Here is a 13,484-nt window from a genome sequence, read left to right as displayed (position 1 = left end):
GTCCCAGAATTGGTACACACCAATTCAGCTTGTTCATAATCAACGGAAGCCACCACCACCAGAGCCGCCACCGAAGCTACCACCACCGGACATACTCGTGGCGCCACCACTACCGGTACTAACAGCAGTCGTCATGGCACCACTACTAAAGTGGTGAACAGCAAAGAATGGGAAAAATGACCCATGATAGTAAACACTTTCTGCTTGATACTCTGGATAAGCCACCGTTAATTGCTCGGCAACCTCTTCAGCAATACCAAAAGCGGCTGCCGCTAACATTAGATCATCCCACAAGCCAACCTCTTGTGGCGTTCGCTCATTGATCAATGTAAATTCTTGCAAGTAATTCTTTAGACGAGCCAGATTCAAATCAACTTCATCCGCGGCCGGCTTTTTGCGGAAGCCTTGTAACCAACTAGCCGCCCGATTTGCCCGATCACGCTTTTTATCATCAGTTTTTACTCGCTTTGTTTTCGTCGGATAAACCAAATCATTGGCCTCACCATACTGTTGACTATAGTTATTGAAAGCCTTCGTTAACGACTCAAGTTTTTTACCATGTTTGCTTAAGTACTTACCAAAAGCTTTTTGTGTCACGACACCATCCGAAGCTGCATGCTTTAATAATTCATGTAACTTTTGAATCGGTTCTGGCGTATCCGCCGCCAATTCTTTATCAGCCAATATAAACGTGATTTTCTTCTTATTCGGCTTTTTTTCAGCATCTTTTGTCTGAATGGTCAAATATTGATCACGCATCAGTTGTAACAACCCGACTGACAAGAAATTACTTGTCACTGTCGTCGATAACATGGCACTCAATAGTTGGTAAACATTATAAATACTACCGGTTGGAATTTCACGATAGTACTCGCCTTTGGTTTGTTTTTGTAACGTCTTAATAGTTGGATAATAACGACGGTAATTGCGATACCACAGTAGTAACCAAATACCAGCACCCAATACCAACAGAATAACAACAGTCACCACAATTAATGCTAGCCGGCGTCCTTGATCATTCTTCACGGTTTCCCCGTTCTTATAATCTTGATAATTATAATCACTACCTTTAAAGGCTTCTTGCATATAGGAATCAAAAGAACGTGTCGTTTTATATGCCGTACCATAGGTATTCTTAGGGATTTGAACAATCATTTTGACGTAATTATCTTCTGACAAGTTCTTGCTGCTTTGCATGGTCACCTGCCCCTTATTAAACGCAGTTTCCCCATCAAAGCCAAATCCCCAAACACCATAACCATTATCCACTGATAATTGTCGGTTTGAATCATGAACAACAACTTGCAAGTTTTTAGGCGAAATCTTCACATCACTGTTTAAAAACTGCCAAGCAATCATTTGCTTCGTGGCCGTTTGTTCAACAAAATTACTGATTTGATACTGAATCGTATATTCATGAGTACCGTATGAGGTAATTCCCCAATTTAGTTCATCCCCATTCTGACCATATTGATAGGCCTTTTGCTGGCGATTATTATCAGTTTGCCAATTTGATTGCCTCGTAAATTGACGGCCATCCATGCTAACCTGATAATTCGAAAGCTCTTGAGGACCAACTAACTTCACAACTTTGTAAATTTCACTACCTTCATCAGCTGTTACGGACCAATTTTCTTTAATTGTAGCTGTTCCTTGATCATTCAAAGACACATCGATATTCATGCGATTAACGGTTTGTTCAGCCGCAACCTTCTGGCTATTCCCCAACACGAAAAACGAAACGATACATGCCAGAAATAGTAACCAGAGCGATTTTACTCTGACTTTTCCCATTTTGGCATCTCCTGTTTTCCTTGGGTATTTTCGAAGTACTTTTCCTGACTAAAGCCCATTGAACCAGCAATCATGAAATTAGGAAAGACTTGAATCGATCGATTTAATTTCGTAACTGAATCGTTATATACCATTCGTGATAGACGCACTTTATTCTCAAACTCATCAACTGCCGTCATTGTCTGTTGATAGACATGACTAGCTTTTAAGTCAGGATATTGTTCAGCCAAAGCATTGACGACCCCTAATACCCGATTAAATTGTTGTTCATCCGCATTTACATCGGCGACATCTGATCGTTCAGACACGTTTTGACGAGCATTAACAATCTTTTCAAAGGTTTTGCTCTCGTACGTTTGATATTTTTCAGTCGCCTGCATTAAATTAGTTAACGCATCCCAACGACTTTCAACTTGTGCGGCAATTTGCCCCATGGCATTACGGACATTTTCACGTAAACGCACCAACTGGTTGTAGATAGCAATTAACCATCCAATAATTATCACAACCAGAATACCAACAATAATTCCCCATACCATATCAATCTCTCCTGTCCTATTTTGCTAGATTTATCGAGATACTTCTATTACTTTATACCATAAAGCCTACTATAAATCATTGGATAGCCTCTTTGTCCATATCTGTCTGACGGTACCAGTTATAAATCGTCTGAGCATCACGTTTTGGCAAATAACGATTCTCAACTAATAACTCACTGTTACCACTGCGTAGACGAATTTCTAAATGGACCAGTCCTGTCCGGCGCATAAAAATACTCTGCGATATTCGCATTGATTGAATATTTTTCTTAGGCATATAATAGCGCTTTTGACCAAATAAACGGCCCACTTGGGCAACCAAAATATGATTTTCAGTCACACCAAGACCATTTGTTTTACCAACATAAGCACCCAGCCCCCACGCAACCGGCAACAAAATTAGTGATAACAAACCATAGGGACGCCAAAAAATGCAAGTTGGTATAACCACAATAGCAGTTACTAACAAGCGGTTGCGAATCAATGCCCAACGACCATGGGCATTCGTTTGTCGCCATGAAGCGGGTACAACATCTTGGCTTGGCAGCCAATTGATAAAGCGGCGGGTTTGATGTTGCACATCTTTCGTTTGCACGACTGGCATAATGACCACATCACCACTGTCTTCATCATCCGAGGCGTTTGCTGCTACCAACGCCTGAACAGTTGTTAAATGTAATAAGCGTCGTAACCACGATTGGACATACACCACACTTTGAATTCGGTTAAGTCTGACGGTCACCCGACTAGTTTGAAAAAATCCTTTTTTCGTTGTCAGCTGTGAACCTTGGTGCACAATTGTAAAGTGATAGTAACGCTGAATAATCAACAAATAGGCAGCCACGATAGCTAACAAAATCAAGCAGACAACATCAAGTATAATCACCATTGCGGTCTGCTGACTAAAACGACTAAATATTTGATTAATATAATGATCTGGTAAAACATCATCTAAGTTGCTATAAATCGCCAACACTCCAACTAAAATTGGTACGACACTAAATGAAGTCAGCGCATACAAATTTAAGTCGCGCCATTTAATTTGATATTGTGCCTGTTTTGTTTCTGAATGTTGTGGTTCGGCGTTTGTTGATGTCGCTTCTGCGGGTTCATTTATTTCTGAATAACTATTCTGTTTTAATCGTTCCAGTTCTCTAACTTCTTTTACCGTAATCACCGGTAAGCTGGCATCAGCTTGATTGTCAACATGCGCCGATGTTTCAATTTTTAAACTAACCAAATGCAGTGGCTTCATAAAGAACCATTGTTTTGTTTGAAAGGTTTGTATTTTTGGATAAGTCAGATGATGTTGTTTTTTATTAAATATGCCACTTTTAATCACAATTTCATTAGTTGTAATTGCGTAAGTCATGGTGGCATAGCGACCAACTATTAAAGCTAATCCTAAACAAATCGCTGCTAAAAGCACCCACCATAAACCATTAATAGCGCCTAATAATAGTAACAGCCACCACGTCTTCACTTCCTCAACTAAAAAAACAATTAATGCTAAGGGGTGCAGATGTTTTGCCTTAACTGTCATAAACATCCTCCTCCTTGGCTAGATTCATAATTTGATTTTTTAGTTGTGTTGCGGTGGCATGATCAACCCCACCGATTTCATGTACTGCGGCTGCTGTATGAATCTTAACTGATTGTAAATGATTAAATTGTAATAAAGGCCCCGCAGACAAGGTCACATCTTGGATCCGTAAGATTGGCACCGCCGTCGTTTTACGTACGAAAAAGCCCGTTGTGATTTCAACATCATGTTCTGAAAGCTGATAACGCCAGAATTGATAACGATAAGGGATCAGCGTAAATTGAATGATTGCTGCCATCATCGCAAGCAAACTTGCCACCCATATCAGCCATGTTGGCCATGAAAAAATATAATGACACACTATGATTCCTACCACAATGCCAATATCAATTAAAAGATTAAGTCCAGCCTGTAAGCGCCAAACCGTTTTGATACGCTTAGGTAATTGTTGCCCCATTTTGTAAATACCTACCCCTTCACATAATAGGTTTAAGCCTAACATAAAAGGAATTTGGAAAGCAAACGCTATCAACGGGTTTAATGTAACAACATAAAAAACTGCCAATCTAATTAGATTAGCGGTATCGACATTTACATGCCCTATTTTATTAACTTATTACCTTCATAGTTCACTGAATTTTTGCCATCTTTTTTAGCTGCGTATAAATACGAGTCTGCTCTTTCGTAAAGCACTGCAGCACTATTATCATGATGCTGATACTTAGCAACTCCTATCGATATAGATATCTTTACAGACTGCTCACCATTAGTTGTAATATCAATTCGACCAACAGTTGTCTTGAGTTGTTCAATAATTTGCGGTAAATGCGATTCATCAATATGCGTCAACAAAATAGCAAACTCTTCCCCGCCTATTCTGAAAAACGAAGCATCTAATTGTAGATCATATAACTGTAGATTAACCTCTTTCGATAAACGACGCAATGCTGTGTCACCAACTATATGACCAAATTGATCATTAATTTTTTTAAAATCATCAATGTCTATCATCACAAGATACCAATCATGCTGTCTTTTTTCATACTTATCAAATAGTTGTTGAAACGCAAATTCAAATGCTTTACGGTTACCAATTTGCGTTAAAAAATCTGCATTGATTTCATGAGTTAACGACTCGAGCTGTTTTCTAAAAAATAGGTCCAATGACAAAATAATCGAAATATTAACAATACTAGCAAGCATCTGTGCTAGCAGATCATAGCCCGAAATTGTTTGATTGAGTGATAAAATACTCCACCACGACATACTATACACACAAATGATGACAAAAAATCGGATACGCGACCTGATTTTAAAAACATCATAACTATAAATAAGATGATTTATAAATATAGTTAATAACACACCAAATAACGAAAGAAGTAGCCTACCAAAATCTTGATAATTTGGTACCGCCGGAAAATACACGCTGATATTAAATAACATGACAACATGCGCCATACAATCCGTTGCATACACAAATAATTTGTCATGTACGTGCACAATAAAATAACAGGCAATCGATATCTCAACGCTGTAACCAGTTAATCGACCCCAAATATCAGTCGCATCTGAGTAATTTAAATCAATCATCACAATGGCCACAATTGGTATCACCACTCTTAACCAAATTAACCACCTTTTTAGGACTACCGATCCGTTAACTTTATCGATCCAGGTTCTAATTGAGTAATCGATTGCAACAATCCCCATTATAATTAACAATGAAGTAATTATAATGACTGTTATTTCCATTATATTTTCCATCCCATGCCTCTATTATTCACTATTTCAGAGCATATTATTGATTCATCTCAGCTAAGTATTTTGCAGTCGATAACGGTTTTATACCATTATTAGTTACCTTATAAATACCCGTACGCACATGTTCATGATAAGTTTTGCTTGTTAATTTTGAAAAAGTTTGATGGTATCTAGGCACAACAACATATTGATACCCCTGAATAATTGACTGAAATTGCTTGGATGAGACATCAAATGCTTCACGCCCGTCCACATGATCACTAAATAAATAATAACGACCCACATAGTTTGCATAAGCATTGTTAACGTCTTGTGCTTTCGCATCAACAAGTAAAATACGTTTGTGGTTAAACGTATTTTGATTAGGCACCATCTGCTGCATCTTTATCGGCAATGCATCGTTCATCTTTTGATTTAAAAAATTAATACCATTAATCTCTGACAACATCAGAACACTTGAAAAGATAAGCAAGAAAAAAGTACTTTCTTGATACACCTGTTTTGTTTGTAAATTGGCAAAACTAGCTGAATTTCGTTGCGCAACAATTGGTTGAAACGATGCTCGGTCAATATCATTTAAAATAATGACACCACTTAATAAAATGCTAAATATGACAATCGTTGATAAGTAACGATCAATACCAGCCAAATTGATGGCTTCAGCATATGGCATTGAAACGACATACATCCCCAGTACACCAATCATATAGATGGCTGTAACTAAATCAGTGATTGCTAACATAAGCAGACTATAACTTCTTTTATGGAGACCAACACGAATCACTAACCAAGTCAGTAATAAGGCAATATTAACTAATAGGATACCTCGAAAAAATAACGTGTCCGTATTAGTCATGTAACTCATAAACTTTTGAACAATTAACCTTTGTGTGTTTGCGGATTCATGATCAACTTGGCTTTGATAGGCTTGCAAGTTTAAGGCATGTTTGGATACTTTCGTAAACACATTAGCGACATGAACACGCCACAGTAACCAACCAATAAAACTTCCAGCAGTCGTCAAGATAATTACTGCGGTCGTTTTAATGACCTCACGCCATTTAGGCGCCTTATTTTTAATCTTCGCCAAATTAGCTATGGCAAAATAAATTAATATCAAGATTGCGAAATACATTGCCGAACTTTTGGTCAATAATAAAAAATTGACAATCAAACTTGTACTAACAATTTGCCAACCACGTTGATTCTGATGAATATAGACAGCACTAATACCTGCTATCGCTAAAATAGCTATCAGACAATCAACTAACAAGTTATTAAATCTAATGGCGATGTTAAAGATATTAATCAGCGTCAACATGAACACCAAGCCTGCCGTTATTAAGGCACGTCGTTGATCGCGAAGTACCCCAAATAAGGCATATAGACCCGCACCAATAATCACAAATTGCCCGACCAGTAGACTGCCTTCATGATAACCTACAATCGTCGATAAATAGGTCAAAAACATCGCTGTAGCTGGTGGATAATCAGTGAACGTCACCAAATTTTGTTGGGCATCTGGCAGTTCACCGACGAAAGTTAAATACTTTACCATGGTTGCCCAATGGGTAAAATTGTCATAATGAATCAACGGGCTTTTCAACAAAGTTAGGCTGATTAAGATACCAAAGATCATAAACCATACATCAAATAGATGTAACTTTATTTGATGTAACTGTCGTTGCTTTAGCCTAACCACGAAAAAAATTATTACCAGCATTAGCCCACTAATGAACGTTAGCCAAATACCTATTCGTAACTGATGGGCTAGTGCGAAAATATAAACAACTAAGCTTTGCACAATAATTGCAAGCAACCATGATAAATATTGACTGCCCTTAAGGAACATCACTAACTGCTGAAATCCTAGTAAAGCTAACGCAAACAGAATTGCTGCCATCATCATTTTTCTTTCATCCTTCTATATGACTGGATATTTCGCCAGCTATTTTTCAAGTGATAACCAACATTAAATAACAGTGCATCATAAATGGTCATCCAAGAATCTTGTTCCCTAGGTAGTAACGTATTTCTACCATTGTAAATAAGATGATATAACTTGTTTTGATTATCTGAGGTAATATAGGTAATCTGTAGCCCATATCTTGTATTGTCATCATATCTCATCCGAATAACCCCACTGAATGTAATCGTTTTGCCAGCATGATAAAGTTCAACAACCACTTCGCGTCCAATTTCCAAACCAATACTTTCAGATTGTCTAAATAACAAACTTTTATCAGATATATCAATTGTGGTTATCGGTATATTTGTCTCGTCATTGACTTGTATAGACCCTTTAACTGATCGGGCAAAACGCTCTGATTGACGATTGATCTGGCGACCCCATGCGATATACAAACTAAATGTTAAATTAATCAAATGGGTAAGCAGCCAAAAACTGATAATCGCCCCATACATAATTTCAGAGCCCCATTTACCGTAATTAAATGAAATTAGTGCCCAAACATCAAGCAACCACAGTGCTAAATACGGGATACCATAAAGGATTGCCTGTGTTGATTGTCCATTATTTTTATTGGTCACCTTAAACTTCTTCTGCTTAATCCCCAGGGTCTCCAAAAGAACAGGCAGCCAAAGATATGGTGCAAAAAAGGTTTCATGTATTTCACCCCACCGCTCACCACGTATGTTAGTATTACTTTTCCCTAACACATAATGTAGTAACAGATATCCTGGCGCCCATAGTATAAGTAATAGCCAAAAATTAACATCGACTAATTTAATATGCCAAAGAGCAAATAAGATGGGTGCCAAGATAAACAACATTCTTCTTGCAAAAGACCACCAATATAGATACACATTGATCAAAATCAAACGGTTCACCCATGGTAATTGACGGTTAGTCAATATGTGTAAATTCCGAGCACTTTGGATAACACCCCGTGCCCAGCGAACACGTTGTTTAACAACACTCTTGATGGCCATTGGTGTCATCCCACTTGATTCTGGTTCACTCGTTGCCAAGCTGATGTAGCCAGCTAAATTAATGCGCACGCCTAGTTCAAAATCTTCGGTCAATGTCTTTTCAGGAAAACCACCAACTGCATCAATCGCTTCTCTGGCAAACACGGCATTGGATCCGGTAAAAATTGCTGCCCCATTTGAGCCATTTAGGATATTGATATCCCGTGAAAAGAAGTCCTGTTCATTGGTCGCTGTTTTTTCTGAAAACAAATTATACTGAAAAATATCAGCATTATAAAAGCTTTGAGGTGTTTGTAAAAAGCCCAAGGATTTCACTTGATTATCTTGCTTTTGCATCAGTTTATTTTGAATAAAATAAGGCACCGAATGTAGCAAAAAAGTTTGAAAGGGAATCATATCTGCATCAAACACCACCAATAACGGTGCCTGAATAAATTTTAAAGCGTGATTAATATTACCTGCTTTTGCCGCCTGATTACCTTCAGGCATATCAATATACATTACCTGATATTCTTCAGCCAATAACTTCACTGATGGTCGATTACCATCATCAGCAATCACAATATTAACTTTTTGATGATGGCCGGGCGTCATATTCACCGCGGCATTGATTGTCTTTCGCAATAATTCAATATCTTCATCATGTGTCACAATAATGACATCTATATCCGGCCAGACAATCTCAGGAGCAATATCAGGTAAATCTAGTTGTTGATTCTTATTTTTATCAAAGTTCACACGGAAATAAATAATAATAAACGCAGTCATATTAGACAATATTTCACTTAGCAAGAGTAATATAGCAACGACAAATGAACCAAGGTGATCATGCGATGGCAACGTGAAAAAGGTTCGCCAAATCAGGTAAATAACCGTTAATATAACCGCTAATCCATATAATACTTTTTGATGAAGTTTAAGCTGCATTAGTATCCTTGGCCTCCCGAAATACGAATCTTTTTTGAATTTGATAGCTAATCAAAAACAGGCCAAGATCAACCATTATCTTAATGCAACTAATCCAAAAAGTTGCCTGGTTTAACGCTGTTAGATAACTAAAAATTGTCGTTAATAAACCAGAGGCGACCAATTGGCAAAGAAATAATCCACTATATTTCCAAAGAGCTTGCCGAGTTTGGGTACCAAAAACGAGCTGTTTATTCATGACATAATTAAACAGTCCTGAAATGACGCGTGAAATAAGCGTTGCCCATATAATAAAATCATGAGTATATGTCATCATAAAATGTACCAACACATAGAAACTAACAATATCAATGACAAACGAACTGACACCACTAAACGCAAACTTAAAAAAGCGACTGTAAATAGCTAATGAATCATGGATAACCCTAAAATGCGACGTCGCATTATTATCCAAATACACCGTTTGAATGGGAACTTCTACAAGTTCAATCCCCGCCTTTTTAGTCGCCAATAACATATCAAATTCGAATTCATAATGGTTAGTCGGGAATGAAATTAATAATTTCACATAATTGATTGGAATAATTCGGAGTCCAGTTTGTGTGTCTTGTACTCGGATACCAGTCAATACCTTCACTAATTGATTGGTTACCAGATTACCCAATCTACTTCTTAAAGGTACTGCTTCGTCAAAAGTACGGCCACCAATAATCAACGCTTCAGGATGTTTTATAAAATTATCTTCTAAGTTTCGAAGATCACTCACTTTATGTTGCCCATCCGCATCAATTGTTGCAACACCGTTAATAAATTGATAGTGTTGCAAAAAGTATTGGAAACCAGTTTTTAATGCTTGCCCCTTCCCTTGATTACTATCGTGGTGTAGGACAACAATGCTTTGACCATACTTGGTCGTAATTTGTTCAAAAATATCTTGATTTAGTGATCCATCATCAACAATAATAATCTTTTGATTAAATTTTGTTTGTTGGTGTATGTCATCTAATAAATAAATCAATTTGTCATCAGGATTAAAAGCAGGTATAAGTATACCAATGTTATAAAATTGATGTAATGTCATTTTATAATTCTCATATCTCTCTATATATTATCTGGTCAAGTAATTGTACTGATATGATTTTTGAAAGTCAATACATATACCAATTTATATTCGTAAGCATTCCTTTAGAAAATAGACCATTTTTTTGATAGCTAAAAAAATAATGACACACTAAAATATCCCGTACCTTGATATGCTATCAGCACAACAGTTACGGGATGTTTTCTAAGGAAAAATATTTTTACCAACGAAAAAAAGTGGTTAAGACAAGATAATGTCCAACCACTTTTACTTAAAATTTATTAATTATTTGTCAATATGGGTACGTTGGTAATCAGCAATTGCCTTGTACTCTGTTTGTAATTGACGAGATAGACGAATGAAAATTGGTGTCAATTCACGATAAGCCTCATAGTTATCTGGATTTGGTTGGTAAGTGTTTGCTTCACCAATCATATCACCAATAACTTCTAAGTTATCAACCAATCCCAAAGCCTTTTGTGCCATCACAGTTGCTGCTAAGGCACCTGATTCAAAGGCCTTTGGCACAGTGACTGGTTGCTCAAAGATATCCGCAGCCATTTGACGCCACAATGGTGAACGAGCAAAACCACCAGTTGCTTGGATAGCAGATAAGTCACCAACAACCTCTTCAAGTGCTAGCGATACCATGTAGATATTAAAGATAATACCCTCAAGGACAGCGCGTACCATGTGAGCACGCGTATGGTTGTGTGTCAAACCAAAGAATGAACCACGCGCATTAGCATCCCAAATTGGGGCACGTTCGCCACCTAAGTATGGGTGGAACAACAAACCGTCAGCACCAGCTGGAATCTTTGAGGCGATTTCAGTTAAGAGATCGTATGAATCAACCCCTAATAATTCAGCCGTTGACTTTTCTGAATCGAACATGTTGTCACGTGCCCAACGGAAGACATCACCACCGTTATTAACAGGTCCACCAACAACCCAGTGGTCCTTGTCCAAGGCGTATGTAAATGTACGTCCCTTTGGATCGATCTTTGGTGCATCTGTAACGACACGGATAGCTCCTGATGTACCAATCGTAACGGCTGCAACACCTGGTTGAATAGCGTTAACACCAAGGTTTGATAATGGACCATCCCCTGCACCATAAATAAATGGCGTATCGACATCCAAGCCCATTTCAGCAGCATATTGTGGATTCATGCCCTTTTCAATAGTGTATGGATCCACAGGTTCTGGTAATTGATCCTTAGCAACACCAGTAACTGATAATGCTTGTTCATCCCAATCTAAATTAAAGATATTAAACAAACCAGTTCCTGATGCAATTGAGTAGTCCATCTTGTTAGCGCCAAATAGACGGTTAAACAAGTATTCTTTAATACCCAAATAATGAGCTGCCTTGTTGTAAATATCAGTTTGCTCATTCTTTAACCAAAGAAGTTTTGACAAAGGAGCCATTGGGTGAATTGGTGTTCCAGTCTTACTATAAATCTCTTGACCAACACCACTTGACTTTAATTGCTCTGTGTACTTAACAGCACGTGCATCTGCCCACGTAATCACACGAGTCAAAGGCTTCCAGTCAGCATCAAAGGCAATCAATGAGTGCATTGCTGAACTAAATGAAACACCCAAAATTTTACCATCCTTGGCAGTACGAGTTACTTGTACCATCGCATCAGTAAACGCTTCCCAAATTTCATCTAGATCTTCTTCAGCCATATCGGGTGCATCACGGTATAACTTGTAACCTTTATTAGCACTTGCAATAACATGTCCCTTAGTATCGAATAGGACAACTTTTGTTGATGTGGTTCCTAAGTCAACTCCAATTAGGTAATCCATTATTAAAACCTCTCAAATCTAATTTTGCTTTATCACTTACTATAATTTTATGTAAAAAGCTTACATTTTGCAAACGAATTCACGAAAATTTTTTTCTACCTTGTTTCATCTGCGAGATGCTCTTCACTTGGTCGATAAACGCTGCGATTATCTAAGGCCCATTGGCGAGGTGAAAATTCACCAGGTTGGGTTTCAGCCACAGCGTTATCAAAGCTTTGCATACCAGCATCTAGTTCATCTAACTGGTGTAACACATTCGCTTCTTTGATCATCGGACGTACAGGTGAGCCATATTCCAATAAACCATGATGTGCCAAAACTGTATGCCGCAAAACAAGCATGTCTTCACTCTTTAAATCAATCTGTAACTCCGTGGCTGCTAAAACAATCTCTTCATCAACGAGCACAATATGACCAATCAAATTACCAGCAGTCGTATATTGCGTTGCAACTGGTCCGGAAAGTTCAATGACCTTCCCAAGATCATGCAATAAAGCCCCCGCATATAATAGACTAGCATTTAAATTATCATATTGCTTAACAACAGCTTGTGCTAAATGCACAATCGATAAACTATGATACGCTAGCCCACCCGCAAAGGCATGATGGTTACTTTTAGCAGCTGGAAACTGCAGAAACGCCTCACGGTACTTACCAAGAATGTGTCGTACGATGCGTTGCCAATTTGCATTAGTAATTTGAAAAATAATCGCTGATACTTCTTCGGCCATATCTTGTTTTTTCATAGGTGCAGCGGCCACAAAATCTGCTGCATCCTGTGGTTCACCAATTTTACTTGGTCGAATCGACAACACCTTTAATTGTGGTTTATCCTGATACGCTTGGCGTACCGCCTGAATATAGACTACCATGCCTGCAGCTAATTTGCCGACTTCTGCTTCGGTAGCATCCCATTTCATCCCCTTGATATCCATGGAACGGTCAGCCAATTGTAAAGCTAAATAACGCTTTCCCTGTTGTGTTACCCGGGCATCAACTTCTTTAAGTAATGCAAAGGTTTCAACTCGTTCATCTAATTGATAGTCCTTTAATGCTTTTGTCAAAA

At 38.0% G+C, this 13,484-nt stretch carries 10 protein-coding genes; all 10 read right to left on the bottom strand.

Annotation, left to right across the window (positions count from 1 at the left end):
- Nucleotides 1-39: 39 nt before the first annotated feature.
- On the bottom strand, nucleotides 40-1,794 hold the full coding sequence (locus tag FOL01_RS03680) for a DUF2207 family protein (RefSeq protein ID WP_075269393.1): 1,755 nt from the start codon (nucleotides 1,792-1,794) through the stop codon (nucleotides 40-42).
- Complete coding sequence (locus FOL01_RS03675) at nucleotides 1,776-2,333, bottom strand: LemA family protein (RefSeq protein ID WP_075269392.1); 558 nt, start codon at nucleotides 2,331-2,333, stop codon at nucleotides 1,776-1,778. Before FOL01_RS03675 ends, FOL01_RS03680 begins: the two co-directional genes overlap by 19 nt.
- Before the next feature lie 76 nt (nucleotides 2,334-2,409).
- Entirely contained in the window at nucleotides 2,410-3,876 is a 1,467-nt protein-coding gene (locus FOL01_RS03670) for a PH domain-containing protein (RefSeq protein WP_075269391.1), read from the bottom strand.
- Nucleotides 3,866-4,333, bottom strand: a complete 468-nt coding sequence (locus FOL01_RS03665) for a PH domain-containing protein (protein ID WP_075269390.1) — start codon at nucleotides 4,331-4,333, stop codon at nucleotides 3,866-3,868. The genes FOL01_RS03670 and FOL01_RS03665 overlap by 11 nt, the downstream gene beginning before the upstream one ends.
- A gap of 143 nt (nucleotides 4,334-4,476) precedes the next feature.
- A complete protein-coding gene (locus FOL01_RS03660; RefSeq protein ID WP_075269389.1) occupies nucleotides 4,477-5,643 on the bottom strand; it encodes a GGDEF domain-containing protein in 1,167 nt (388 codons plus the stop codon).
- A gap of 34 nt (nucleotides 5,644-5,677) precedes the next feature.
- Nucleotides 5,678-7,549 (bottom strand): hypothetical protein, encoded by a 1,872-nt coding sequence (locus tag FOL01_RS03655; protein WP_075269388.1) that lies wholly within the window; start codon nucleotides 7,547-7,549, stop codon nucleotides 5,678-5,680.
- A complete protein-coding gene (locus FOL01_RS03650; protein ID WP_075269387.1) occupies nucleotides 7,546-9,519 on the bottom strand; it encodes a glycosyltransferase family 2 protein in 1,974 nt (657 codons plus the stop codon). Before FOL01_RS03650 ends, FOL01_RS03655 begins: the two co-directional genes overlap by 4 nt.
- Complete coding sequence (locus FOL01_RS03645; RefSeq protein WP_075269386.1) at nucleotides 9,509-10,600, bottom strand: bifunctional glycosyltransferase family 2/GtrA family protein; 1,092 nt, start codon at nucleotides 10,598-10,600, stop codon at nucleotides 9,509-9,511. The genes FOL01_RS03650 and FOL01_RS03645 overlap by 11 nt, the downstream gene beginning before the upstream one ends.
- Before the next feature lie 285 nt (nucleotides 10,601-10,885).
- The gene (gntK, locus tag FOL01_RS03640; RefSeq protein WP_075269385.1) at nucleotides 10,886-12,418 is read right to left on the bottom strand and encodes a gluconokinase; all 1,533 of its coding nucleotides are present in this window, start codon (nucleotides 12,416-12,418) and stop codon (nucleotides 10,886-10,888) included.
- A 95-nt stretch (nucleotides 12,419-12,513) separates the two neighbouring features.
- A complete protein-coding gene (locus FOL01_RS03635; protein WP_075269384.1) occupies nucleotides 12,514-13,482 on the bottom strand; it encodes a 3'-5' exoribonuclease YhaM family protein in 969 nt (322 codons plus the stop codon).
- Nucleotides 13,483-13,484 lie beyond the last annotated feature (2 nt).

It is taken from the genome of Weissella thailandensis (assembly GCF_001932615.1).
In the GTDB taxonomy this organism is placed as follows: Bacteria; Bacillota; Bacilli; order Lactobacillales; family Lactobacillaceae; genus Weissella; species Weissella thailandensis.
Note: the sequence above shows the minus strand (reverse complement) of the source record. Positions and strands in the feature narration are given on the sequence as shown.